Genomic DNA, 24,318 nt, shown 5'->3' with positions numbered 1-24,318 from the left:
GGCCCCCCCCGCGTCCATGACATTCATGTCATCGATTGGATCACAGGGCGCGGCCAGGGGCGGCGCCAACAAGGACTGGATATGGCCGAAGAGTTGAATGCCCTCAGGGACAAGATAGATGCGGTGGACAAGCAGCTGATCGATCTGCTGGCCGCCCGTCTGGCCCTGGTGGGGGAAGTGGGTGAGGTGAAGAGCCGCCATGGCCTGCCCATCTATGCGCCGGATCGGGAGGCGAGCATGCTGGCCCGCCGCCGTGCCGAAGCCGAGACCCTGGGGGTGCCCGGGGATCTCATCGAGGATGTGCTGCGCCGGGTGATGCGCGAATCCTATATCCTGGAATCCGCCAGCGACAAGGAGCACCACTTCAAGTGCATGAAGCCTGAGCTTGGCAAGGTGGTGATCATCGGCGGACAGGGCCAGCTCGGTCGCCTGTTCGGCCAGCTGTTCAGCCTGTCGGGCTACCGGGTCGAGAGCCTGGAGCAGGCCGACTGGCCGCGTGCCGACGCGATATTGAGCGGCGCCGGTATGGTGATGGTGGCGGTGCCCATCGACGTGACCTGCGACATCATAGACAGGCTGGGGAACTTGCCGGCGGACTGCCTGCTGGTAGATGTCACCAGCGTCAAGGCCGAACCTCTTGCCCATATGCTGGCGGTACATAAGGGGCCTGTACTGGGGCTACACCCCATGTTCGGGCCGGATGTCGGGAGCCTCGCCAAGCAGGTGATCGTCTGCTGTCAGGGGCGCGAGCCCGCCGCCAGCCAGTGGCTGCTGGATCAGATGACCATCTGGGGGGCGCGGCTGCAGCAGGTGGAGGCCAAGGCTCACGACGAGGCGATGACCTTTATCCAGGCGCTGCGCCACTTCGCGACCTTCGCCTACGGTTGGCATCTCTCCCGGGAGCAGGCCAATCTGGATCGGCTGCTCAATTTGAGCTCCCCCATCTACCGGCTGGAGCTCGCCATGGTGGGCCGGCTGTTCGCCCAGGATCCGCACCTCTACGCCGACATCATCTTGTCGTCGCCGCAGAACCTGGCCATGATCCGCCGCTACTACCAGAACTTCGGCGAGGCGCTGGGGCTCCTGGAGCGGGGCGATCGGGCGGGCTTCATCGATGCCTTCTCCCAGGTCTCCGGCTTCTTCGGCGAGCGGGCGGACGAGTTCCTGCGCGAGAGCCGCATGTTGCTGGCCCAGGCCAACGATCGTCGGCATCACGGCTGAGACTCGGAAATCATCCATGCAAAAGGGGCCATCAGGCCCCTTTTGCTTTTGCATTCCAGCTTACGTGCTGCGCCGCCTTTATTCCGGTTGCGGCAGCCGCAGATCGGCGTTGTCCCAGCCAAGGGGCAGGGTCAGCAACTGATCGATGAGCTCCCGGCGATCGGATTTCTCCAGATAGGCGAGGTAGAGCGGGCGGCTCAGGGCCTGGGCCCCGTCCACCAGGTGCAGCTTGCCCTGTTCCAGGAAGGGGCTCACCATCCGCCGCGGCAGATAGGCGGCGCCGCCGTTGGCCAGCACGAACTGCAGCGCCATGTTGGCGGAGCTCGAGTGCAGCACAGGGGTCTTCTGCAGGCTCTGCAAGCGGCTCGGCTGGGCCTCGAAGCTGGTGCCCCAATCCAGATGAATATGGGGCATCTGCACCAGGCTGTCGGCGTTGGCATTGCTGTCCCGGCTCACCAGCTCGAACACCAGCTCGCCGATGGGGTGCAGGGCGATCTCGTCGATCTTGGTCGGCTCCGAGAGCAGGGCGAGATCGAGGGAGCGCTCCAGCAGCTGGCGGCACAGGTGTTCGCGGGACGCGGTCTCGAGCCGCACCGCGAGGCCAGGGGCCAGGGCATAGACGTGATTGAGCCAGTCATTGAAATCCAGCTCCCAGAACACGGGCGGGGCGCCGATGGCGAGCTGCTGGCTGAAACCGGGGGAGAGGGCCACGTCCTGCTTGGCGCGGCCCAGGGTGTGCAAGATGGCATCGGCGTAGGGCAACAGCCGCTCACCGGAGGCGGTCAGACGGATGTTGTTGCGATGGCGGGCAAACAGACTGACCCCGAGTTGCTGCTCGAGCTGGCGGATCCGAAAGCTCACCGCCGACTGGGTCAGGTAGAGATTCTCAGCAGCCCGGCCGAAGTGCCGGGTCTTGCTCACCTCGATAAAGGTCCGAAGCAGTTCGGTATCCATTAATCGAGGGACTCGTCACTGCCACCGCCGCCACTGCTCTCGAAGCTGCCACCGGCATCTTCATTGGCGCCACCGGCCACGGTGCAGAGACGATGCACCCGCTTGGGACCGATGACCTTGAGGTACTTGAACCACACCTTGGCGTGGGGGTTGGTGCCGGCGGCGCCGGATTTCACCTGCTCGATGAAGGCGCTCTCGACCTCGTCGCGGGGGGCCTGGTTGCCCTGATAGAGAGCCAGCATGACGGTGCCGTATTTTTCCAGACTGTCCGCTTCGGCGACGGTGAATTCACCGCTGCGACGCAGGCCACGGGGGAAATGTTTGAAGTCATTGAAACGCTTGTCTGATTCGAAGCTCATAGTCTCTTGTTCTGGTTAGTTTGACCTTTGCGGGCAAGTATCATCAGGCCGTCGCAGAGTGCAAAATCAATTTTCTTACTATGTTAATAAATATCTTTCATCGAGAGCGCTTTGTCTCATCCCACAGGGTCATTTTGCGGTGGCTGACACAAAAAAGCCTGAAAAATAGTGGAGTTATGTCAGCTTCTGTAAAGAAAACGTCAGGAATTGACGGTCAAACACCTAAAAATAAGGCGCCATATGGCGCCTTATTTGGGTCTGGCTGAAGCCGCTGAACCTGAGCTTCAGAGACTCACTCAATCATGGCTGGCTGAGCCAGGTTGTCGGCACGCCACAGACGGTAGCGCACTTCATACTCCTGCGGCACATAGATGACGAACGGCAGCTTGGAGTTGTAGTTGACGAAGAAGCCCTGACCGTAGATCTGGATGAAGGTCTCCTTCTTCTGGCCATCCGGGCAGGCCATCAGGGTGCTGACGGGGCCGGAGACCTGGCCCAGGGTCAGGTAGTTGTAGCCCCAGCCCTTGACGCTGTGCTGTTCCAGGTTGCCGGCGAAGCGCGGCAGGTTGCAGTCCACCAGCATCTTCTTGCCGACCTGCAGCTCGACCATCATGTCCGCTTCGTTCTCGACTTCCGGCAGACGGATCACGACACGTTCCTGGTTCACTTCGGCGGCGGGGAACATGCTGATATCGAATTTTTTCGGCTCGGCGGCGAAGGCATTGCCGCCCAGCAGCAAGGCGCCCAGCAGGCTAAAACGCAATACGGTTTTCATCTGTACCTCATGGGGTTGGTTCAACGCCGCTAGACTAACCGCTCTGCCGGTTTCATTCCAGCGCCCCGGGGGGCAAAACCTGCATGAACCGGCACCGAATGACGTAATTTGATGCTTTTTTGACGAGTCGCCTCACAAATCGACGCCTTCTTCATCGGGAGCGGGGCCGGATCCTGGAGATCCGGCCCCGCCCCGGCGGTCAGCGAACCAGCAACACCTGCTTGGCCCAGGCGCTGGGGGCACGCAGTCCGACGGAGCCGCTGGTGATGTCGAGGTAGGCCACCGTCTTGCCCGCGGGGAAGGGGGTGGATGACCAGAGGTAGACGTAGCCGTCGTTCACCTCCTTGCCATCACCGGCCATGGCGCGGGGGAAGATGGTCTCGTTCAGTGCCGGCTTGTAGCAGGCGGACTCCAGGATGCTGGTCAGCTCCTTGATGGTGGGCAGGCGCCAGTCTTTGTGGCCGCCGAAGCCATGGAGGGCGTGGTTGGATTCGGTGCGGATCCGTTCGGCCGTCAGCAGCGCCTGCTGCCAGTAGAGGCGGGTCGGTTCGCCGCTGCAGCTATTCCCCTGCCAGGTTTGGCCCAGCTGACAGCGCATCCAGGTGAGGCCGGATGCCCGGTCGGTGACGGTGCCGTTGCCATGATCGAGGAAGCGGGAGCTGGGGCTGGTTCTGGGCAGGCTGTCGTCACAGATGGCGATGGCCAGGGCCAGCGGGCTGCAGAGACTGAGCAGCAGGGTCAGGAGAAACTTGTTCATCGGGTTACCTCGGCCACCAGGCGCAGTTGCAGGGCATTGGTGTCGTCAGGGGTTTGTACGGGAGTCGGGTAATCGGTGCCGGCATCCTCACCCCAGAAGAGCGGGGCTATGACGCTGAGGGGCACGCTCTCGAGGCGACGGGACGGGGTCAGGGTCTGGCTCCAGTAGTAGCCGTCAAAGCCATTGAGACCGGTGCCCAGATCGGGGAAGTAGCGCACATCCAGGGTCGCAATCTGGCCATCCTGCTGATTGAGGGAGCCGAAATGCTGCAGACTCATCAGCTCCTGGGCGTGGGGCAGGCGCCAGTGCTGGATGCCGCATAACTGTTGGTCGTTGAGCCACTGGCGGTACTCTTCGGTGGAGCAGATGGCATTCCCGTCCGGGCAGGCGTAATCCCGCTCCTCCTGGGTCGGGTGGTAGTTGCCAAACTCCCAGGCGAAGGCGCGATGCAGATCCCGCGGACTGTCCGGGTCGTCCAGCTTCTTCTCCCACACCAGACCCGTATTGAGATCCTCCACGCAATCCCACTGGGTCGCGCCGTCCGGCAGCGGCTTGCCCTGGTTGTCCAGCTTGCGATAACGCAATGGGGCCTGTTTTAGGCTGGCATCCTGGCCAGGATGATCGGCAGGCTCCTGGGTCAGCAGATAGTCCACCCCGTCCGTGTAAGTGGTGACGCCGCTGGCGGTGACCAGGGCTCTGGGTTGCTGCTGCTTCAGCACGGCAGCGAGACGGGGTTGCAGGCTGAGGAGCTCGGGGCTTTGCGCAAAATGCTGGCCGAGCTCAGGCAGCAGGGTGACCAGGCCCTGCCAGATCTGGCGTTGACGCTCACCGGCCGGGATCCCCGGCAGGGTGCCGGCATCCTGGATGGCGGCCAGCGTCAGCTCGGCGAGGGCCTGGTTGAACGCCCCAAGCTGGCCGAGGGCGGCGAGGCCCTGGCCCGGTTGCAGGGGGGCCAGAGTCGCCAGCAGATCGGCCAAGGCCTGGGCGGGGGGGAGTCCGTCGCCGATGCGGACCTGCAACAGGGTGCTGAGCGGCGTGGGGCTCAGGGTTTGACCATCCAGGCGAGCCGCCGGGTGAGTCAGGGTCAGGGCGGCGGCATCTGTCGGGATGAACAGCAGCGGGCTGGTCAGCAGGGCGGGGGAGGTGCCGCTCAGCTGGCGGGCATCGGCGGCGCCACTCACCTGGGGCTCGCCGGCGTCACACTGATCGTTCTGGTTCAGGTTGACGCACAGGGTGCCCGCCTGGGGCAGCTCAACCGTCAGGCGATAGTCCGGCGCCGCCAGCGGCGCCTCATCCGTACCGCCGCCACCGCAGGCGGTGAGCAGGGGCGCCAGCAAACAGGCCAGCAGAGTCATTCTCATCTTCATCTTTGTTCCTTGGAGGGGCCTCTGGCCCCTCTCTGCCATTTAAGGGTGAATAAGGTCTCTTAGCCGCGGCGAGTCCATCGGCGCCAGAGCGCCAGTGGCAGCAGCCAGAGCAGGTTGAAGGCGCCGCCCCCGCTGCTGTCGGAGACGTTGAAATGAAGGATGCCGTCATCCGGCAGGGGAACGGGGTCACCACAGAGCGCGCCGACGCGCTGGCTGATGCTCCAACCGTTGAGGCGGCCCTGCTTGCCGGGGGCGTTGTCGACGATCTCCAGGGTCCACTGGCCCGCCAGCGGCTCGCCATTGAACAGACTCAGGGGCTGGAGGGATTGCAGCTCGTTCGGGAAGGTCCCCTTGAGCCGTGGCAGCGGACTGTAACCCTTGTCCCAGATCTGCACCCGGGTGCCCGAGGGGGAGTTGAGCCAGATCTCCAGCTGATCTAGGGCCTCGTGTTGCAAGTCCAGGTTCAGTTGCAGCTCGCCGCTCACCCTGGCATCGCTCTTCGCCACGATCAGGCTGGCCTGGCTCAGTCCCTTCTCTTCGGTGCTCTGGGCATCCTTGAGGGTCTGGGCCAGGCCGCTCGCCCGGGCGATGACCGGGGTGCCGATGGGCAGGCTCAGGGACTGCTGCCATTGCCGCTCGCTCGGGCTGGCGCCGGTGAGGCCGAGCGTCACGGGCAGCTCCGCCACGTCGCCACAGGCGAGGGGGCTCTGGGCCAGCAGCCGCAGGGTGGTGCTCATGCTGGCGCCCGCCGCCAGGGTGCTGGCCTGCCACTGGTAGGGGTCGGCCTGCAACCCGGTCGGCAGGGCCAGGGCCAGGCTGTGCAGGGTCACCGGGCTGTTGCCCGGGTTGCTCAGGGTGAGCACCACGGATTGGGGTTGGCCCAGCTCGATGGCGCTGCCATCGGCCAGGGCCAGGTTGACCGGGGCCTGCAACAGGCCGTGCTGGCGGAACGCCTGCTCCAGATGGCGGCCATAGTGGCGATTTGGATAGAGCCGCTCGGCGGTTTCTACCGTGAGGCGCGCCAGCTGCGGCATGCGAATGGCCGGGCCCAGGCCGAAGTGGGACTCGATGATCAGGCGATCGAACTCGTCTCTCGCCACCTCGCCGTGTTCGGCGACCGAGGCCAGCAGGGCCTGGAACAGGGGGGTGCCCCAGAGCTGATCCCCGTTGCTGCCGTTGACTGTCCTGTGGGCCGGATAGGTGTAGTCCGGGTGGTAGCGGGCGCGCATGTCGTCCAGCTGGCGCGGCGTACGATCGGTGAAGCGGGCATCCCAGTTGAAGACGATAGCCGGTTCGAAGTTGCGGCCTGCCTCGCTGCGCTGACGGTGACTGGCGGCCAGATAGTCGCTGAAGCCCTCGCCAATGGCGCCCCAGTCCGCCTCGTCGCCGAGATCCGGCACTATGTGGTGCTGCACCGCATGGCCGAACTCGTGCCAGACCACCATGGGATCCTCGGCATCGGGCACCCCGCTGCGCCCCAGCTCCAGCCTGCGCTCGAAGGGATCGTAGAGGGAGTTGTCCTGATAGCCCGCATCCGTGTCGATGTCGAGGGCGCCGGGGATGAGGTTGGCAAAACCGAGCGCCTTGAGGTGGCGCTGGGCGAGATCCAGATGGTAATAGGCGTTGATGTCGGCAAAACCCGCATCATCCCGGGTCAGGCGGAAGGCCTGCGGGTTGTCGGCGCTGTAGGGGGCCGTGGTGGGCTCCATGGCATCCACCACCCGGGCGTTGGGGCCGCTCAGCACATAGTCGCTACCCTGCAGGGTGACCGGCAGGGCCACCTTGTCCTGATAGGCAGCGTCCGCTAGCACCAGGGACTCGTGCCAGACCAGGCTGGCATCCTGCAGCTGGGTGCGGGGATCCGGGTCGAACACCCGGGCCTGGACGCTGACGTCCCCCGCATCCGGGGTGAAGGGGGACGCCGTGGTGGCCGCATCCATCCAGCGGCCGAGCTCCTGGCTGCCATCACAGCTGGCGAACAGCTGCTGGTAGGCGGCCTTGGCGTTGCCATCCTTGTGCTCGCGCACCCGCTGGCGCAGGGCCGGCACCAGGGTTTCCCCATCGCGCCAGTACCAGGCCTCCACCGGACCGAGGGGATCTATCTGGGCACCCGCATCCCGCAGGCTGGTGAGCAGGGGATCCAGGCTGGTGTTGGGGTCGCAGCCGACCTGGCTGCTCTGGAGCGGGCGCAGGTTGTGATAGAGGCGCCAGGGCTTGCCGGCCGCGTCTATGCTGACGGCGGCCTGAGTGGTGGCCACCGGCAGGCCGTTGACCAGCTGACGGAAGCTATAGTGGTGGCCGAGCAGGCTGGCCCTGTCGTAGTCGGGGGCCAGGGTCACACCGAGGCGGCTCTCGAGCCAGGCTTGAGGCGTGGTGGAGAGCGGCGCCTCATCGACATAGATGAGCTCGGCCGCGATCAGGGGCTGGGCGAACAGGGTGGCCGCCAGCCAGAGGGCCAGGGAAGAGGGTTTCATAGGTGACTCCAAAGCAGAAAAGGTGAGGCTCGGCATCAGTGCTGGACTCCGGCCAGGGAGAGCAGGAAGGCATACTCCCGGGCTGCCCGCTGGGTGGCGGTGTTGGGGTTGGCAAGGTGTCCCCCCTCGAGTTCGGTGCTAAGCAGGTAGGGACCCGTGCCCGTGCTGTGGGCACGCAGGCGGGCGAGCCACTTGAGGGGCTCCCAGTAGGGGACCTGACTGTCGTGCAGCCCTGCGGTCACATAAAGCGGCGGGTAGGGGGCGGCATGCAGGTTGTCATAGGGGCTGAGTCGACGCATGGCAGCGTAATCTGCTGTCACGGCGGGATTGCCCCACTCCGCATACTCCTGCCGAGTGAGGGGGAGCTCGGGGTCGTTCATGGTGCCCAGCAGGTCGACGAAGGGGACCTGCAGCACGGCGCCGGCGAAACGGCTCGGTGCCTGGTTGAGGGCGGCGGCCACCAGCAGGCCGCCGGCGCTGCCCCCCATGGCGAACAGCCTGGCGGGATCGATGGCGGGATCCCGGGCCAGGCTATCCGCCACCGCCAGGAAGTCATCCACGCTGTGCTGCTTCTGCTGGCCACGGCCCTCTCTATACCAGGTGTCGCCGAGCAGGCCGCCGCCGCGCACATGGGCGATGGCGTAGACGAAGCCGCGATCCAGCAGGCTCAGCACCTGGGGCTGATAGTAGGGGCGCATGGGGGTGCCGTAGGCGCCATAGCCGTAGAGCAGCAGTGCCTTGGGTGCGCCGATGTCTTTGCGCCACACCAGGGAGACCGGCACCTTGACCCCGTCCTTGCCCAGCACCCAGCGTCGCTCGCTTTGATAAAGCGACGCTGGGATCGGGGTGTCGGCGGCCTGCCATTGGCCGGACGCTAAATCCAGCCAGCGCTGGTGCGGAGCCTCGGCCATGCCCTGGCGGCGAATGAGCACCTTGTTGCTGGCCGGATCCTGGCTGCCCTGGATCCAGGCCGTGCCGGCGCCCTCGGTCAGGGGCAGGCTGTGAGTCAGCTTGCCATCGGCGCCGAGCACGTCGAGCCAGTCGTCCCCGTCCTTGCGGTATTGCAGCACGGTGTGGTGTTCGAACAGGCGCCACTTTTCGAGGCTCTGGTCTTTGCCGGACCAGAGCGGTCGCCAGGGTTGGCTCCCCACCTCGGACAGGTTGCTCGCCTGATAGAGGCCGAGATCCCCGTCCTGGTTGCTCTTGATGAGCACGCGATCCCCCTGGGTATCCAGGTAGTACTCGAGCCCGGCCTGGCGCGCCTTGACGAGGGTCACCAAGCCGTCATCCAGCAGATATTGCTCCGAGCTGTCGTGGTTGTTGCTCTGCAGGATCAGGTGGCGCTTGTCCGTGGTGCGATAGAGGCTGAGCAGCCAGGCGGGATCGCGCTCCTGGTGCACCAGGGTCTCCTTGCCGTCTTGCCAGGCCCACAGCTGCCAGGGGCGCAGGGTGTGGCGCTCGTTGGCCACCGTGTAGAGGCGCTTGCCGTCCAGGCTCCAGAGCAGATCGCTGGCTCTGTGGGGCAGGGTGGCCAGGGTCTCGCCGTTCACCAGATCCAGCAAGGTGATGTGGTAGTCCCTGTCGCCACGGCTGTCTTCGGCCAAGGCCAACCAGCGCCCGTTCGGGTGCAGGGACCAGGCGGCGAGCTCGTAGTAGCCACCAGCCGGTTGGCGCGGCGCCAACCGTTGGCGGGGTTCGGCCTGTTCATCGTTTCGCTGCCACAAGCTGCCGTCTGCGCCCATGCGCCACTGGCTGCCGGCCTGGCTCAGCCACTCCACGGGCATGGGTTCGCCCCGCTCCCTGGTCCGCCATTCGGCTTGCAAGGCTTTTTCGAGGGACTGCTGGCCGGCGAGTTGCTGCTCGGTCCAGCGGTTCTGCTCGCGCAGCAGGGTCAGCAACTCGGGGGAGCTGCGGCTGTCGTCGCGCCAACCGCCGTAGGGATCGACCCTGGCTATCTCGCCCTTCATCAGGACGGGACGCTCGGGGATCTGCGGCGCCTCTGCTGCAGTCAGAGCCGGGGTGGCCAGCAGGCTGGCCAGTATCAATAGGCTGCGCATCAGAGCCCCACGAAGGTGTAGCGCAGGCTGGCGCTCAGGGAGCGGCCTGTCTGGGTGAAGAGCCCTGCATCGGTACCGGCTTCCAGCCCGGCCACATCCTGATAGCGGGTGTAGCGGGTATCGAACAGGTTATCGAGCTTGAGGTTGATCTTGAGGGCATCGGTGACCAGCCAGTCGGCGGTCACCGCCATGCTGAACCAGCCGGCGCTCTTCAAGCAGTCGCCCTGGCTGCCGGTCAGGCTGTTGCTGCAGGCGGGCACCCGGTCCATGGCGGCGGCATAGTCCGCCTGCAGCCCCAGGCTCCAGTCGCTGGCCTGATAGGTCAGGCGGGTGTTGCCCTCGAGCGGGGTCAGGGTGCGCAGGGCCTCGCCCTGGCTGTCTTGCCCGTCGACCCAGCCGAGCTTGGTGGCGAGTTCCCATTCCGGGGTCAGCCAGTAGCTGGCGGCCACTTCGGCGCCCCAGGTCTCGGCCTTGGCCACGTTGCGGTACTGGCGCAGGTAGACACCGTCTCGCAGGCGCAGGCCCACTTCACGCCAGTCGATGAAGTTGTAGTAGCGGTTGTAGAACAGGGCCGGCTTGATGCTCCAGTTCTCCCCTTCACCACTCAGACCCCACTCGAAGCTGTGACTGGTCTCTTCCTCCAGCTCGGTATTGGCGATGATCTCGAACGGTGGCAGGGCGAAGTAGTGGGGGATGTTGCCGTACACCTTGTCATAGGAGGGGGCGCGGAAGCCGTTGGCGTAGCTGAGCCAGCTGCGCCACTCCTCGGTGAAGCGATAGCTGGCGGCCAGGCTCGGGGAGAGGTGCCAGCTGTGGTTTTCGCCGTTGTTGCCATCGAGCGGCTTGAGCCACTGGTGATCCATGCGCAGGGTGGGGGTGAACTGCCACTGGCCCAGAGTCGCCACGTCGCTGAGCCAGATCCCGGCCCGGTCGGTGCGGGCACGGCTGAAGGGGGCGGATTGCTGGGGCTGGGGCACGCCGGCCTCCAGGCTCAGTTTTTCCACCGGCCGCTCGTGGGTGGTGCGCTCCAGTTCCAGGCCATAGCTCAGCTTGTGGGCGATGTCGCCGGTGACGAGATCCCGGCGCACATCCAGCTCGGTGCCGACCCTGTCCTCGGTGAAGGTGGCGAGCTCCCGCTCACTGCGATAACGGGGATAGCCGCTCAGCAGATCGTTTTGCAGCAGGCTGCGCTTGTTGGCGGTGTTCTTGGCGTGGTTGCCGTAGGCACTCCAGGTGAAGCCGTCGGCCAGTTGTGTGCCGAGATCGCTCCCCTCCCAACTCAGCTTGCCCCCTTGCGTCTTCTGGCTCGCGTCTTCCCGGTACTGGCGTACCTGCCACTTGCCGTCGGGCTGGGGTACCTCGAGGGGGCCCTGATCCCGCTTTGCATTGTCCTCGAAGTAGTCGAGCTCGAGGCGCAGCAGGTGATGGTCGTTCAGCTGGAAGCGGGAGCTGGTGGAAGCGCTCAGGCCATCCAGATCCGCCGGGATGCGGCTCTCGTCATAGTTGGCGGTCTCGTGCCCCTGCCAGCCGGAGACGCGTAGCAGGTGCTCGGTATCCATCACCCTGGCGGCGCCGGTGGCGCTCAGTTTCTGCTTGTCGCTGCTGCCATCCTGCAGCACCTTGCTGCTCAGGTAGGCGTCCTGACCCTGCAGGTAGTCCTCCGGCTGCTTGGTGCTGATGACTATGGTGCCGCCGATGGCGTCCGAGCCGTGGAGGGAGGAGCCGGCACCCTTGGCGACCTCGATCTGCTTGACGTCGTCCAGATCGAAGCTGAAGCGGCCCACCTTGTCGTTGAGATCGTCGGCGCCGAAGCCGTCGCTGACCCGGACTCCGTCCTTGATGATCAGCACCCGGTTGCCACCCATGCCGCGGATGATGATGTTCTGGGGTCGGCCGGCGGAGCCGGTGACCGAGACACCGGGCTCGTTCTTGAAGACGTCGGTGAGTTCGGTGGCGACCTGGCGATCCAGATCCTCCTCGGTGATGACGGTGATGGAGCCGGACACGTCGGATAACTTCTGCTCTATCCGCTGGCCCTTGACTACTATGGTCTCGTGCGCCTTGAGTTCCGGATTGATGTCGGTTGAGTCGATCCGCGTCGGATCGCTGGCGGCCAAGGCTGTACCGGACAACAGCATGGGCCAGTAGTGCAGTAGTGTTTTCATTGTTGATAATGATTTTTATTTAAGCCTGAAGGGCGCGGATTATTGCAGATGAATCTTTTCTCATCAAGAATTGATAATCATTATCATTTTGTTTTTATGATCTTGATCAGACTGATATTTTTGACTGATGAGTCATTAGCGGGTGGCATACGTTTGCAGTGAAATTTATCAATATGGAGCCGTATAAGGCCAACTGATCGGGCGCAGGGGAAGGTCTGGGATGGGTCTTTCAGGCAACAAAAAGCCCACCGAAATGGCGGGCTTTTGGGGCTTCGCAGTGCCTGTTAGTGGCTCCGATAGAAGCGATTGAGCTCGTTCATCACCTGGATCATGGCGCCCATGTCCGGGGTGCCGTGCTTGATGGGCTTGTAGCTCGCACGATCCCGCAACTCGAAATCCCCCTGCTTGTTGAAGTGGGTGATGGTGTTGTCCTGGTAGATGGCGAAGTCGTTCTGATCCCCCGCCAGCAGCCAGTTGCGCGGGCTGGTATCGAACAGGCTGCGGCCGATGCTGTAGTCCCGCGGCGGGTTGCGCACCCCCAGCATGCCCTTCATCAGGGTGGGCACCAGATCCAGGTGGCTGCTGGCCTGCTCCTCGGGCTTGCTCTCGACACCCGGCCAGGCGAGCACGAAGGGCACCTGCACCTGATAGGGGGAGTAGTTGCTGCCATAGCCCCAGCTGTTGCTCTGGGTCTCGTTGAACTCCTGACCGTGGTTGGAGGTGACCACGACGATGGTCTTCTCGTTCAAGCCCTGCTGCTGCAACCGCTCCAGCATCTGCTCGAGCAGCTGGTCCGTATAGAAGACGGTGTTCTTGTAGCGGTTCTCCAGCTTCTGCAGGTTTTCCGGTTTATAGGCGGTGGCCGGGTTGAAGCGGGTCAGCTCCGGCTGGAAGGGGCCCTTGACGTCGGCGGGCACCTGATAATCCCCCGGGCTGGACAGATAGACCAGGGAGAACCAGGGGCGATCGGCCGAGCGCTTGCCGAGCCACTGCTGCCAGTCGGCGATCAGGCGGGTGTCGTCGGTCTGCTCGGACACAAACACCTGTTTGCGCAGGCCGGCCAGCAGACTCTGGCGATACTTCTGGGCATCTTCGAGAGAGCCGAACAGACCGAACTGATAGTCCTGGCGCAGCATCTCGTCGAACAGCACGGGGGGACGCTTGTCGGCACTGATGTCATCGTAATAGTGGCCGGGCAGCCCGTAGAAGAGGCCGAACATGCCCATCACGTCGTCGTTGCCGCCGCTCATGTGCTGGCGGAAGTTGAGGTGGTTGTCTGCGTAGCGCTGCAGGTTCGGCATGTTGATGTTGTTCAGCATGTCCGCCCGCAGGGAGTCTACCACCACCACCAGCAGGTTCATGTGTTCGGCAGGGGCGTTCACGTTGAGGGGGCGCAGGGGATAGAGCAGCCTGTGCTCGGCGCTGCCCTGGTTCTCGGCCTTCTTCTCGTACTGCTCCAGATCCAGCCAGCCGTGCTTGGCCAGGAAGCTGCGCGCCGTCATGGGGTAGGAGAGGGGGAAGTTGGCCCGCTGCATGGTAATGGGCTGATACAGGGTCGCATCGGCCCAGCTGTTGACCAGATGAGTCAGGATGAAGCAGACCAGCAGGGCCAGCCCCACCTGATTGCCGTACTGGCGGCGCTTGCGCTTGTTGATCTTGCGCCACACATAGGCCGACAGCAGCAGCTCAAGCAGGAAGATGGTGGGCACCGCCACGAAGATGATGCTCCAGATCGAGCCCTCCTCGGTCTGGGCCTGATCCAGCAGCAACTGCCATACCTGACCGTTCAGGTGGAACTTGAACAGCTGGAATACCTGGGTGTCGATGAGCAGCAGCACCAGCGCCAGGGTGGCGATGACCGCCGAGGTGAAGCGCAGCACCCGCTCCTTGGGCAGCACGAAACTCAGGGGAAATATGGTCAGCAGGTAGGTGACGAAGCTCAGGAACGAGAAATGGCCTATCCAGCTGATGATGAGATAGGTGACGCCGAGCGTGGTCGATGGCCAGCTGATGGAACCCAGGTAGCGGGTCGCGATCAGCATGGCCAGGATGATGTTGAAGAAGGAGAACCAATGCCCCCAGGTGATCAGGCGAGAGACATTATCACGATAGGGGTTGCCGGTTTCGACCATAGTGATCCATCAGGGTTGAGAAACGTCAAAGAATGCGAAGAAACTCAGTGAGCATCGTGACGATGATCCACCGAGGCGGTGAGCGCCTGGACGAACTTCTCGGTGATCGCCTGACGCTGGGCCGGGGCCATACCGTTGATGATATTGGTGGTCAGGTTGCCAAGCACCATCAGACTGAGATCCACCGGCGCCTTGTGCTTCTCCAGGGCGGTGATCAGGTCGTTCATCAGGGCGTCAAACTGCTCGTTATTGTACTTTGATACGATGGGCATAATCTTCAGTTCATCTCGGTTCAAAGCGCCTTATAATACTTCACCCTTTCGGCTAACACTATGGCTTTGTGACATGAGTCTCGATATCGACAAGATCATCCTTCACTCCCTGCGCCAGGGCGGCGATGGTCAACCCCACGCCGACACCCGCAGCCAGACCCTGCCCGCAGACGAGGCGGTGCAAGGGCTGATGGCTGAACTGCATCGCATCTATAACGGCAAGGGTGGCAAGGGCTTTGGCTTCTTCGCCGATCCGGAAGCGGCCGTCGCCGAGCTGGCGGAAGGGGAGGAGGCCCCCAAGCAGCCTTCTCCCGCGTTTCGCATCGCCCTCGAACAGCTGCTCGGCGAGCAGACCGAATTCGTTCCCTTCTCGGTGACCATGACCCAGCTGCTGGTGAAGCACCTGGTGGAGCATGCCCTGAGGGAGCAAGGGGTGTTGCTGTTTGCGAAATACAACTATGTGGGGGTCGATTATCTGATGATTGCCCTGCTGGAGGGCAAGGAGAGCGTCACCGTCAGCGAGGCGCTGGAGCTGCGTCACATCCAGTATCTGGACATCGGCAAGCTCAACCTGGTGGCCCGCATCGACCTGACCGAGTGGAAGACCCAGCCCGATTCCCGCCGTTATATCACCTTCAGCAAGGGGCGGGTCGGCCGCAAGCTGGGGGACTTCTTCATGGATTATCTGGGTGCCCGTGAGGGCATGGATGCCAAGGTGCAGAACAAGGGGTTGCTGCAGGCGGTGGATGATTATTGTGACAGCCGCCAGCTCGAACCCGCCGAGCGCAATGAATACAAGAAGCAGGTCTTCAAATATTGCACCGAGCAGGCGAGCGCCGGTGAGGAGATAGAGATAAAAGAGCTTTCGGCCGAGCTCTGTGCGAAAGACGAGGGGGATCTCGACTTCTATAGCTTCATCGGTCAGGAATACGAGCTGGAGGATCGCTTCCCGGCGGACAGATCCACCCTGCGGGGCCTGACGAAATTCGTCGGCTCAGGTGGCGGCCTGACTTTGAGTTTCGAGCAGAAGCTGTTGAACAGCCGCGTGTTTTACGATCCCCAGACCGATACCCTGACCATCCGTGGCGTGCCGCCCAACCTCAAGGATCAGCTGCTGCGCCAGTCATAATGTGATCCAGGCTTCATTTCTGGCAAAAAGACACCAGGGCTCGCCCTGGTGTCTTTTTATTTAAGGGGTTGGCGCACATCGAAATCGACTCGGTATTTTGTTAACACATTAAACAAAATAAAGGATGTGAAAGGGTTTTCAGGAGGGTGAAACCCCTTTCATTCATGTAATTTCATTACCGATTGGTAATTATATTTCTTGATGAAGTCAAAAATAAGGGAATAAACCCCCGGTATTAGCCGAAATAAGAAAATGTTTTCAGAACTTTCTGGAAGAAAATACGTAATTGCATTTCAAAAATGCGAGGCGTGTCATGTGAGGCATGAACGGCTTGGGATAATATTCACTTGCACACAATGCTCTTACAGCGCGGAACTCATACAAGGAAAGGCTCATGAAAAAGAAATTGCTGTCATCCCTGATCGGTCTGGCTACCCTTGGCGTGGCTTGCTCTGCCACCGCCGCCATCGATGAAGGTCAACTGACCATCTGGATCAACGGTGACAAGGGCTACAACGGCCTGGCCGAAGTCGGCAAGAAATTCGAAGCCGAGACCGGCATCAAGGTGACCGTGGCTCACCCGGATCAGGTTGAAGTGAAATTCCAGCAAGCCGCTGCCACCGGCAACGGTCCTGACATCTTCTTCTGGGCTCACGACCGTTACGGTGAGTGGGTCAAGGCCGGTCTGCTGGTTCCCGTGACCCCGAATGCCGCCGAGAAGGCCAAGTTCGAGCAGTTCGCCTGGGATGCCATGACCGTCGATGGCAAGACCTACGGCTATCCGGTCGCGGTTGAAGCCGTCAGCCTGATTTACAACAAGGATCTGTTGCCGAACCCGCCGAAGACCTTCGAAGAGATCGCCAAGATCGACGAAGATCTGAAGAAAAATGGCAAGCGCGCCATCATGTGGGCCTATGACACCCCCTACTTCAGCTATCCCCTGGTGGCTGCCAACGGTGGTTACGCCTTCAAGAAGACCGCCACCGGTTATGATGTGAAAGACACCGGCGTGAACAACGCGGGCGCCAAGGCGGGCGTGGGCTACATCTCCGAGATGATCAAGTCCGGCCACCTGGAGAAGGGCATCGACTACGGTGTCATGGATGCCAAGTTCAACAAGGGCGAAGTGGCCATGATGATCAACGGTCCCTGGGCCTGGAGCAACCTGGACAAGAGCGGCATCAAGTACGGCGTAGCCCCGCTGCCGACCCTGAACGGCAAGCCGGCCAAGGCCTTCGTCGGTGTGCTGGGCGCGACCATCAACGCCGCCAGCCCGAACAAGGATCTGGCCATCGAGTTCCTCGAGAACTACCTGCTGACCGATGCCGGTCTGGCGCCGGTTAATGCCGACAAGCCACTGGGTGCCGTGGCACTGAAATCCTTCCAGAAGACCCTGGAAGCGGATGCCAACATCAAGGCCACCATGCAGAACGCCCAGAATGGCGAGCCGATGCCGTCCGTGCCTGAGATGAGCCGTTTCTGGTCCTCCTTCGAAACTGCCCTCAAGAACGTCACCTCCGGCCGTCAGAGCGTTGACGAAGCCCTGGATACCGCTGCCAAGCGTATCGTTCAGTAAGCATGCACTGCCCGGGAGGCCGCCTCGGCCTCCCACTCTCTCAACTCTCTCTTGGCGTAATAAAGGTTAATTGGCATGGAAGTAGTACCTTCTATTGAATCCTATGCCGGTCCGAAGGCTAAGCACTCCTGGCTCAAGTGGACCATCGCTGCCCTGGTCGCCATCCTCAACGGCTATGCCGCCGTGATGATGTATGCCAGCGGTGAGTGGGTATTCGCGCTGCTGGATCTGGTGGTGGTTTCCGTCGGGCTGTATGTCTTCATGAACAAGAAGACCTATGCCCACCGCTATATCTTCCCCGGTGTGGCTGGCATGGTGGTGTTTATCATCTTCCCTCTTGCCTATACGATCGGCATCGCCTTCACCAACTATTCGGGCACCAATCTGCTCTCCCTCGAGCAGGCACGCAATTTCCATCTGAAAAAGATCTACAAGGTGGCGGGGGGCGAGTTCGACTTCACCCTGCTGGGCGGGGAGAACAATCAGTACCAACTGCTGTTGCAGCAGGACGATCAATCCTTCATCAGCCAGCCTCTTCACCTGCAGAACAACAAGGCGCACACCCTGGCCGTTCGCGAGGGCAGCGCATCGAGTGAACCTCAAGTCGTGCAGCTGCAACCCCTCAACGGGGAAGCCGTCGGCCAGGCGGCGCCCATTCGCGCCATCGTCGACCATCGCAGTCACCTGAATGCCCTGGATCTGGTGTTGCCGGACGGCAGCGTTCACCTGACCATGAGCAGCCTGCGCAAGTTCGCGGCCCAGAAGCCGCTCTACACCCAGCTGACGGACGGCGCCGTGCTCAAGTCCGGGGTCATGCTGAAAGACAGCAACCTGCTGCGTGACAACCAGAATGGGGAGCTGATGCTGCCCAACCCCGACACCGGCTTCTACCAGTACATAGACGCGGACGGTCATTTCGTCGGCAAGGGGCTGGCTCCGGGCTTCGTGGTGAGCGTGGGCTGGAAGAACTTCGCCCGTATCGTGACCGACCCGGGCATCCAGGCTCCCTTCCTGCAGATCTTCGTCTGGACAGTGATCTTCTCCGCCTGCTCGGTCGCCTTCACCCTGGCCATCGGCATGGTGCTGGCCTGCCTGGTGCAGTGGGAGCAAGTCAGGGGCCGCGGCTTCTACCGGGTCATGCTGATCCTGCCCTATGCCATACCGGCGTTCATCTCCATCCTGGTGTTCAAGGGCTTGTTCAACCAGAACTTCGGTGAGATCAACATGTTCCTTGAGGCCGCCTTTGGCATCAAGCCGGACTGGTACACCAATCCCTTCCTGGCCAAGACGATGATCCTCATCGTCAACACCTGGCTCGGCTACCCCTACATGATGATCCTCTGCATGGGGCTGCTCAAGGCGATTCCGGAGGATCTCTACGAGGCGTCCGCCATGGACGGGGCGGGTCCGGTGCAGAACTTCTTCAAGATCACCGTGCCGCTGTTGATGAAGCCGCTGACGCCGCTGCTGATCGCATCCTTTGCCTTCAACTTCAACAACTTCGTGCTTATCCAGCTGTTGACCAACGGGGCGCCGGACATCATAGGGGCGAGCACGCCGGCCGGGACCACCGACCTGCTGGTGAGCTACACCTACCGGATCGCGTTCCAGGGCTCGGGTGGTCAGGACTACGGTCTGGCCAGTGCCATCGCCACCGCCATCTTCCTGATCGTCGGCGCGCTCGCACTGCTCAACCTGAAATTGTCCAAAGCCGACAAGCAACTGTAAGGAGGCTTCAACATGGCAATAGTACAACCCAAATCAGTCAAATACCGGGTGTGGGCAACCCACCTGGTCATGTGGGGCTTCCTGGCGCTGATCATCTTCCCGCTGATCATGGTCATCGCCATCTCGTTCCGTAACGGCAACTTCGCGGTGGGAGAGATCATCCCCTCCAACCCGACCCTGGATCACTGGAAGCTGGCGCTCGGCATGTCCATCACCAACGCCGATGGCAGCATCACGCCGCCGCCGTTCCCGGTGCTGACCTGGCTGTGGAACTCCATCAAGGTGGCGGGCATCACGGCCCTGATGATAGTGACGCTCTCCACCACCTGTGCCTATGCGTTTGCCCGCCTGCGCTTCCGTGGCAAGTCCACCATTTTGCAGGGCATGCTGATCTTCCAGATGTTCCCGGCGGTGCTGGCCCTGGTGGCCATCTATGCGCTGTTCAACAAGATTGGGGACTACATCCCCTGGCTGGGTCTGAACACCCACGGTGGCCTGATCCTGGCCTACATGGGGGGCATAGCCCTGCACGTCTGGACCATCAAGGGCTACTTCGAAACCATCGACTCCTCCCTCGAGGAAGCGGCGGCCATCGACGGGGCCACCCCCTGGCAGGCATTCAGGCTGATCCTGCTGCCCCTGTCGGTGCCCATCCTGGCGGTGGTCTTCATCCTGGCCTTCATCGGTTCCATCACCGAGGTGCCCATGGCGTCCATCCTGCTGTCGGATGTGAACAATCTGACCCTGGCGGTCGGCGCCCAGCAATACCTCTATCCGCAGAACTATCTGTGGGGTGACTTCGCCGCAGCCGCCGTGCTGTCAGGCTTCCCCATCACCCTGGTCTTCCTGCTGGCACAACGCTGGCTGGTGGGTGGTCTCACCGCCGGTGGCGTAAAAGGTTAATGGCCGGGGGAGCCTCTCCCCCTGTCGTCACGATTTGCAAAGATTCAAGAGCGGAGCTCGACATGGCTGAAGTAGTACTCAACAAGGTTCGCAAGAACTATGATCCGGCGGTCCACAAGGACACCCTGCGCAACATCAACCTGGCCATCAAGGAAGGGGAGTTCATCGTCTTCGTCGGCCCGTCCGGCTGTGGCAAGTCCACCCTGCTGCGGATGATCGCGGGCCTGGAAGACATCACCAGCGGCGAGCTGACCATAGGCGGTCGCTACATGAACGACGTGCCGCCGGTGGAGCGCAACGTGGGCATGGTGTTCCAGTCCTACGCCCTCTATCCGCACATGAACATCTACGAGAACATGGCCTTCGGTCTCAAGCTCAAGAAGATGGACAAGGAGAACATCCACAAGCGGGTGATGCGCGCCGCCGAGATCCTCGGCCTCGAGCCCCTGCTGGACCGCAAACCCAAGGCCCTCTCCGGCGGTCAGCGCCAGCGGGTCGCCATCGGTCGCTCCATCGTCCAGCAGCCCCAGGTGTTCCTGTTCGACGAACCTCTGTCGAACCTGGATGCGGCCCTGCGGGTCAAGATGCGTATCGAGATCGCCAAGCTGCACAAGGAGCTCAACTCCACCATCATCTACGTGACCCACGATCAGGTGGAGGCCATGACCCTGGCCAACCGCATCGTGGTGCTGAGCCCCCTCAAGGGCGAGGCCGAGAGCAACCTGGAGCAGTTCGGCACCCCGCTCGAGCTCTACCACAACCCGGACAACAAGTTCGTGGCGGGCTTCATCGGCTCTCCCAAGATGAACTTCCTCGGCGGCGAGCTGACCCAGATCGGCGAGCAGGAGGCCGTGGTCAAGCTGACCACGGGTGACAGCGTGCGGGTGCGGGTGGATGCGCGCCGCGGCGTGGTCGGCGACAAGGTGGAGCTGGGCATTCGTCCCGAGCACCTGGTGCCGCTGGATCACCCCCATGCCGACAGCAAGGTGAGCGGTGTGGTGCAGGTGGCCGAACACCTGGGGGCCGAGTCCTTCGTCTACATGGACGTGGATGGCCACGACTTCACCGTCAAGGCGAGCTCCGACATCGATGTGGCCACCGGCCAGCAGTACAGCGTCGGCATCCCGGCCGAAGCCTGCTACCTGTTCGACGCCAAGGAGCAGGCCTTCCCGCGCACGGCCAAATATATCCGCGCCTGATGGCGCAGCGGCTTTCCGTTATTCAATGCCTTTTTGCCGGTCGAAAGACCGGCTTTTTATTGCCTGACGCCTGGGAGCTCGGTTGCGAGATATGCCCGGGCCATGGAGGAAGGACGGAACGCTCGTCTGCTGCTTGCTAGGCCGCTGGCTCTCACCCGAGGGGAGGCTCAGGCCCAGCCCTCGTGCTACACTGCCGCCCCCTTTGCCGGCAACAGGAGAAAACATGAAGCAAATGATGGAGATAGCGGGTCGCCAACTGGCCTATCTGGACGAGGGGCAGGGCCCCGTCCTGTTGTTTGGTCACAGCTATCTGTGGGACAGCGCCATGTGGGCGCCGCAAATCGAGGCCCTCAAGGGGCAGTACCGCTGCATAGTGCCTGAGCTCTGGGGACACGGGGATTCCGACCCGCTGCCGGAGGGCCCCTGCACCCTGGCCACCCTGGCCCGGGATCACCTGGCTCTGCTCGATGCCCTCGGCGTCGAGGAGTTCGTGCTCATCGGCCTCTCCATCGGCGGCATGTGGGGCATGGAGCTGGCCAGACTGGCGCCGACCCGTCTCAAGGGATTGGTGCTGATGGACACCTTCGTCGGCTGGGAGCCCCAGATCACCTGCGAGCGTTACCTCGCCATGCTGGCCGCCATCGAGCAGGTCGGCAGCCTGCCGGCCCCCATCATCGATCAGGTGGCGCCCCTGTTCTTCGCCCATCAGCCGGATGCGGCGTTAATGGACGGCTTCAAGGGACGGCTTGCCAGCTGGCCGGCGGCCAAGGTGGCCAGTCTGGTGGCGGTGGGGCGTAGCTTCGTGACCCGGGAGGATCGCATGGAGTGGCTCGAAGAGATCACAGTGCCGAGCCTGGTGATGACAGGCTGCGAGGACAAGGCGCGCCCCGTGCTGGAAGGCTATCTGATGGCCGAGACCCTCGGCTGTCCCTTCAAGGAGATCCCGGCGGCGGGCCATATCTCGACCCTGGAGAACCCGGCATTCGTCAACCAGGCGCTGGCGGCGTTTCTCGCGGCGCTCTGAGGCGTGCCGACCACCATCTGATTGTGAAGAAGGGAGCCTCGGGCTCCCTTCTTGTTTGAAATGGATTGCGACGAACAACCGCTTACCAGATATAGCCGACCCCGAAGCCGGCGTAGAGCTCCCCCTGGTGCTGGACTATGGGGCTGTTCTCCACATCGTTGTCGTAGAGCTCGTAGTTGGCGGCAAACATGCCGATCCAGTGGGGGCTGAAGCGGTAGCTGGTGATGAGGGCCGCCATGGGGGAGAAGGTGGTGCCCGTGTCCCACTCGGGACGCTGGGCGGTGGCCTCGCTGCCGGAGACGCCGCCGAAGTAGTAGTTAGCCATCTTGTTGCTGCGGATCATCACCCCCATGCCGGGCATGATGAGCAGCTTGTCCCGAATGATGGGGAAGTCGGCCCACAGCAGCAGCTCCTGGCCGTTGCTGCGTCCGGTCACGTCCGTGCTGAGGCGGGTGCTGAGCAGGGCGTAAGGGGTGATGAGGCTGGCGCCGACGCCCCCCTCCAGCTCCCATTTTCGCTCCTCCATGCCGGCGAGCTCGGAGGCATCGTCGGGATCCAGGTTGCCAAAGCGCATCCGGCCATAGGCGTAGGCGGCGAAGCTGTCATCCTTGTGGAAGTAGTAGCGGGCCCTGTCCCCGAGGAACATGAACTGCTCGCCGAAGTAGACGAAGCCCGGCACGGCCAGGGCTGTGTCGTCCTGGCCCTGGTAGCGGGCATTGCCTGCGATGACAGCGCCCCCCAGCACCAGCCCCTTGGGCACCGGGCTGGTGGGGCTGTCCTGGGCGAATACGTCGAGGGAGCCGAGATCGATCTCGGCCCGGGCAGGGGCCGCGAGCAGCAAGGTGACCAGACCGGCAAGGGAAGCGTGACGAGGGGCGAAAATTGGGGGCATGGCGGGATCCTTCATGGTCTGATCGGCCTGGGAGATATCACGGGCCGGGAACGCCATCAGTGAAGCTTGTTTTTATTTTAAATTCAAGCCGATAGCCTAAGGCTGCCAGCTTCGGTTCAGAAAATCGTGGCAGGGTGTTCAATGGGAACTGTCTCAGGGGGGATGACGTCTGCATGGGGTCGTTCTTCAGGTAATACCGGCCAGAAACAGCGAGAGAGGCCTGGGCCTCTCTCGCTCTCTGATCATGCCCCGGGATCAAGGGGCGGGGCGGGGCAGCTCCTCGCGCTTGGGCCAGGCATTGATCACCGCCTTGACCAGGGTGGCGAGGGGAATGGCGAAGAAGATCCCCCAGAAGCCCCAGAGGCCGCCAAACACCAGCACGGCGATGATGATGGCCACAGGGTGCAGGTTGACCGCCTCGGAGAAGAGCAGGGGCACCAGCAGGTTGCCATCCAGCCCCTGGATGACCAGATAGGCCACCATCAGCCAGGCGAAGTCCGGGGTCAGCCCCCACTGAAACAGGGCCACCATGGCCACGGGTACTGTCACCGCCACCGCCCCTATGTAGGGGATGAGCACGGAGAAGCCCACCGCCACCGCCAGCAGCACCGAGTAGCGCAGCCCCATCAGGGCGAAGGGCACATAAGTGGCGATGCCGACGATGAGGATCTCGATCACCTTGCCGCGGATGTAGTTGATGATCTGGTCGTTCATCTCCACCCAGACCCGGTTCACCAGGGTGCGGTTGCGCGGCAGGAAGCGGCGCAGCCCCCCCATCAGCACCTGTTTGTCCTTGAGCATGAAGAACACCATCAGGGGCACCAGGATGGCGTAGACCAGGATGGCGACCACGTTGACCAGGGAGCTCAGGGAAGCGCTCACCAACTGCTCGCCCCCCGCCAGGATGCGCTGGCGGATGTTGTCGATGATGGTCTCGACCAGGCTGACGTCGATGATCTCCGGGTACTTCTCCGGCAGGGCGCGCACATAGTCCTGGGCGTGGTTGAGCATGGAGGGCGCTTCCTTGGCCAGGTTGATGCCCTGACTCACCAGTGTCGGAATGAGTCCGAGGAAGGCCATGACGGTGAGGGCGATGAACAGCAGCACCACCAGGCTGGTGGCCAGGGTACGGGAGAGCCCGGCCCGTTGCAGCCGGCTCACCGGCCACTCCAGCAGGTAGGCCATCACCAGTGCGACAAGTAGCGGCGCCAGGATGTCGCCAAACAGCCAGAGCACGGCGAAGCAGAACACCAGCAGCAGGAACAGGGTGACCGCATCGGGATCGGAGAAGCGGGTCTGGTACCAGCGCTTCAGGACTTCTAACATCGGAGCTT

Annotated in this window: 19 protein-coding genes; 7 read left to right on the top strand and 12 right to left on the bottom strand. The window is 62.7% G+C overall.

Features of this window, described 5'->3' with window-relative positions:
• Window positions 1-81: 81 nt before the first annotated feature.
• Entirely contained in the window at window positions 82-1,221 is a 1,140-nt protein-coding gene (gene tyrA / locus ACRCYW_RS08935; RefSeq protein WP_438549769.1) for a bifunctional chorismate mutase/prephenate dehydrogenase, read from the top strand.
• 78 nt (window positions 1,222-1,299) lie between these two features.
• Here tyrA and hdfR read toward each other — a convergent pair whose 3' ends face one another.
• The 10 genes from hdfR to ACRCYW_RS08885 form a co-directional block, all read right to left on the bottom strand.
• Window positions 1,300-2,175: an HTH-type transcriptional regulator HdfR gene (gene hdfR, locus ACRCYW_RS08930; protein WP_438549752.1), complete on the bottom strand. Its 876-nt coding sequence runs from the start codon at window positions 2,173-2,175 to the stop codon at window positions 1,300-1,302.
• The gene (locus ACRCYW_RS08925; RefSeq protein WP_438549751.1) at window positions 2,175-2,534 is read right to left on the bottom strand and encodes a DUF413 domain-containing protein; all 360 of its coding nucleotides are present in this window, start codon (window positions 2,532-2,534) and stop codon (window positions 2,175-2,177) included. The genes hdfR and ACRCYW_RS08925 overlap by 1 nt, the downstream gene beginning before the upstream one ends.
• A gap of 292 nt (window positions 2,535-2,826) precedes the next feature.
• Window positions 2,827-3,309, bottom strand: coding sequence for a serine protease inhibitor ecotin (gene eco / locus ACRCYW_RS08920; RefSeq protein ID WP_438549750.1), 483 nt, complete (start codon window positions 3,307-3,309; stop codon window positions 2,827-2,829).
• Window positions 3,310-3,508: 199 nt separating this feature from the next.
• Window positions 3,509-4,066, bottom strand: coding sequence for a DUF1566 domain-containing protein (locus ACRCYW_RS08915; RefSeq protein WP_438549749.1), 558 nt, complete (start codon window positions 4,064-4,066; stop codon window positions 3,509-3,511).
• Window positions 4,063-5,433, bottom strand: a complete 1,371-nt coding sequence (locus ACRCYW_RS08910; protein WP_438549748.1) for a DUF1566 domain-containing protein — start codon at window positions 5,431-5,433, stop codon at window positions 4,063-4,065. Before ACRCYW_RS08910 ends, ACRCYW_RS08915 begins: the two co-directional genes overlap by 4 nt.
• Window positions 5,434-5,492: 59 nt before the next feature.
• The gene (locus ACRCYW_RS08905) at window positions 5,493-7,907 is read right to left on the bottom strand and encodes a proprotein convertase P-domain-containing protein (RefSeq protein ID WP_438549747.1); all 2,415 of its coding nucleotides are present in this window, start codon (window positions 7,905-7,907) and stop codon (window positions 5,493-5,495) included.
• 35 nt (window positions 7,908-7,942) lie between these two features.
• Window positions 7,943-9,964 carry a prolyl oligopeptidase family serine peptidase gene (locus ACRCYW_RS08900; protein WP_438549746.1) on the bottom strand — a complete coding sequence of 674 codons (2,022 nt, stop codon included), beginning with the start codon at window positions 9,962-9,964 and terminating at the stop codon, window positions 7,943-7,945.
• On the bottom strand, window positions 9,964-12,129 hold the full coding sequence (locus tag ACRCYW_RS08895; protein ID WP_438549745.1) for a TonB-dependent hemoglobin/transferrin/lactoferrin family receptor: 2,166 nt from the start codon (window positions 12,127-12,129) through the stop codon (window positions 9,964-9,966). The genes ACRCYW_RS08900 and ACRCYW_RS08895 overlap by 1 nt, the downstream gene beginning before the upstream one ends.
• A gap of 284 nt (window positions 12,130-12,413) precedes the next feature.
• The gene (locus ACRCYW_RS08890; RefSeq protein ID WP_438549744.1) at window positions 12,414-14,261 is read right to left on the bottom strand and encodes a DUF3413 domain-containing protein; all 1,848 of its coding nucleotides are present in this window, start codon (window positions 14,259-14,261) and stop codon (window positions 12,414-12,416) included.
• Window positions 14,262-14,305: 44 nt separating this feature from the next.
• On the bottom strand, window positions 14,306-14,533 hold the full coding sequence (locus ACRCYW_RS08885; RefSeq protein WP_043761594.1) for a YejL family protein: 228 nt from the start codon (window positions 14,531-14,533) through the stop codon (window positions 14,306-14,308).
• 73 nt (window positions 14,534-14,606) lie between these two features.
• Between ACRCYW_RS08885 and yejK the strand changes: the two genes are divergently transcribed.
• The 6 genes from yejK (at window position 14,607) to ACRCYW_RS08855 (ending at window position 22,092) form a co-directional block, all read left to right on the top strand.
• Window positions 14,607-15,662: a nucleoid-associated protein YejK gene (gene yejK / locus ACRCYW_RS08880; RefSeq protein WP_438549743.1), complete on the top strand. Its 1,056-nt coding sequence runs from the start codon at window positions 14,607-14,609 to the stop codon at window positions 15,660-15,662.
• Window positions 15,663-16,056: 394 nt separating this feature from the next.
• A complete protein-coding gene (malE, locus tag ACRCYW_RS08875) occupies window positions 16,057-17,238 on the top strand; it encodes a maltose/maltodextrin ABC transporter substrate-binding protein MalE (RefSeq protein ID WP_438549742.1) in 1,182 nt (393 codons plus the stop codon).
• Window positions 17,239-17,313: 75 nt separating this feature from the next.
• Complete coding sequence (malF, locus tag ACRCYW_RS08870; protein ID WP_438549741.1) at window positions 17,314-18,966, top strand: maltose ABC transporter permease MalF; 1,653 nt, start codon at window positions 17,314-17,316, stop codon at window positions 18,964-18,966.
• Between the two features lie 12 nt (window positions 18,967-18,978).
• A complete protein-coding gene (malG, locus tag ACRCYW_RS08865) occupies window positions 18,979-19,869 on the top strand; it encodes a maltose ABC transporter permease MalG (RefSeq protein ID WP_438549740.1) in 891 nt (296 codons plus the stop codon).
• A 62-nt stretch (window positions 19,870-19,931) separates the two neighbouring features.
• Window positions 19,932-21,068, top strand: coding sequence for an ABC transporter ATP-binding protein (locus tag ACRCYW_RS08860; RefSeq protein ID WP_438549739.1), 1,137 nt, complete (start codon window positions 19,932-19,934; stop codon window positions 21,066-21,068).
• 223 nt (window positions 21,069-21,291) lie between these two features.
• Entirely contained in the window at window positions 21,292-22,092 is an 801-nt protein-coding gene (locus ACRCYW_RS08855) for an alpha/beta fold hydrolase (protein WP_438549738.1), read from the top strand.
• Window positions 22,093-22,174: 82 nt separating this feature from the next.
• On the opposite strand, the gene ACRCYW_RS08850 is transcribed toward ACRCYW_RS08855, so the two are convergent.
• Both ACRCYW_RS08850 and ACRCYW_RS08845 read right to left on the bottom strand, forming a co-directional pair.
• Window positions 22,175-22,984 (bottom strand): MipA/OmpV family protein, encoded by an 810-nt coding sequence (locus ACRCYW_RS08850; protein ID WP_438549737.1) that lies wholly within the window; start codon window positions 22,982-22,984, stop codon window positions 22,175-22,177.
• A gap of 255 nt (window positions 22,985-23,239) precedes the next feature.
• Window positions 23,240-24,310 (bottom strand): AI-2E family transporter, encoded by a 1,071-nt coding sequence (locus ACRCYW_RS08845; RefSeq protein WP_438549736.1) that lies wholly within the window; start codon window positions 24,308-24,310, stop codon window positions 23,240-23,242.
• Window positions 24,311-24,318: the final 8 nt, after the last annotated feature.

The organism is Aeromonas sp., from assembly GCF_051657805.1.
Classification (GTDB): Bacteria; Pseudomonadota; Gammaproteobacteria; order Enterobacterales; family Aeromonadaceae; genus Aeromonas.
This window is presented reverse-complemented; position numbering and strand designations above follow the sequence as displayed.

Coding starts and splice junctions, on each gene's coding strand:
- tyrA (WP_438549769.1), top strand. CDS start 82: ATGGCCGAAGAGTTGAATGCCCTCAGGGACAAGATAGATGCGGTGGAC.
- hdfR (WP_438549752.1), bottom strand. CDS start 2,175: ATGGATACCGAACTGCTTCGGACCTTTATCGAGGTGAGCAAGACCCGG.
- ACRCYW_RS08925 (WP_438549751.1), bottom strand. CDS start 2,534: ATGAGCTTCGAATCAGACAAGCGTTTCAATGACTTCAAACATTTCCCC.
- eco (WP_438549750.1), bottom strand. CDS start 3,309: ATGAAAACCGTATTGCGTTTTAGCCTGCTGGGCGCCTTGCTGCTGGGC.
- ACRCYW_RS08915 (WP_438549749.1), bottom strand. CDS start 4,066: ATGAACAAGTTTCTCCTGACCCTGCTGCTCAGTCTCTGCAGCCCGCTG.
- ACRCYW_RS08910 (WP_438549748.1), bottom strand. CDS start 5,433: ATGAAGATGAGAATGACTCTGCTGGCCTGTTTGCTGGCGCCCCTGCTC.
- ACRCYW_RS08905 (WP_438549747.1), bottom strand. CDS start 7,907: ATGAAACCCTCTTCCCTGGCCCTCTGGCTGGCGGCCACCCTGTTCGCC.
- ACRCYW_RS08900 (WP_438549746.1), bottom strand. CDS start 9,964: ATGCGCAGCCTATTGATACTGGCCAGCCTGCTGGCCACCCCGGCTCTG.
- ACRCYW_RS08895 (WP_438549745.1), bottom strand. CDS start 12,129: ATGAAAACACTACTGCACTACTGGCCCATGCTGTTGTCCGGTACAGCC.
- ACRCYW_RS08890 (WP_438549744.1), bottom strand. CDS start 14,261: ATGGTCGAAACCGGCAACCCCTATCGTGATAATGTCTCTCGCCTGATC.
- ACRCYW_RS08885 (WP_043761594.1), bottom strand. CDS start 14,533: ATGCCCATCGTATCAAAGTACAATAACGAGCAGTTTGACGCCCTGATG.
- yejK (WP_438549743.1), top strand. CDS start 14,607: ATGAGTCTCGATATCGACAAGATCATCCTTCACTCCCTGCGCCAGGGC.
- malE (WP_438549742.1), top strand. CDS start 16,057: ATGAAAAAGAAATTGCTGTCATCCCTGATCGGTCTGGCTACCCTTGGC.
- malF (WP_438549741.1), top strand. CDS start 17,314: ATGGAAGTAGTACCTTCTATTGAATCCTATGCCGGTCCGAAGGCTAAG.
- malG (WP_438549740.1), top strand. CDS start 18,979: ATGGCAATAGTACAACCCAAATCAGTCAAATACCGGGTGTGGGCAACC.
- ACRCYW_RS08860 (WP_438549739.1), top strand. CDS start 19,932: ATGGCTGAAGTAGTACTCAACAAGGTTCGCAAGAACTATGATCCGGCG.
- ACRCYW_RS08855 (WP_438549738.1), top strand. CDS start 21,292: ATGAAGCAAATGATGGAGATAGCGGGTCGCCAACTGGCCTATCTGGAC.
- ACRCYW_RS08850 (WP_438549737.1), bottom strand. CDS start 22,984: ATGCCCCCAATTTTCGCCCCTCGTCACGCTTCCCTTGCCGGTCTGGTC.
- ACRCYW_RS08845 (WP_438549736.1), bottom strand. CDS start 24,310: ATGTTAGAAGTCCTGAAGCGCTGGTACCAGACCCGCTTCTCCGATCCC.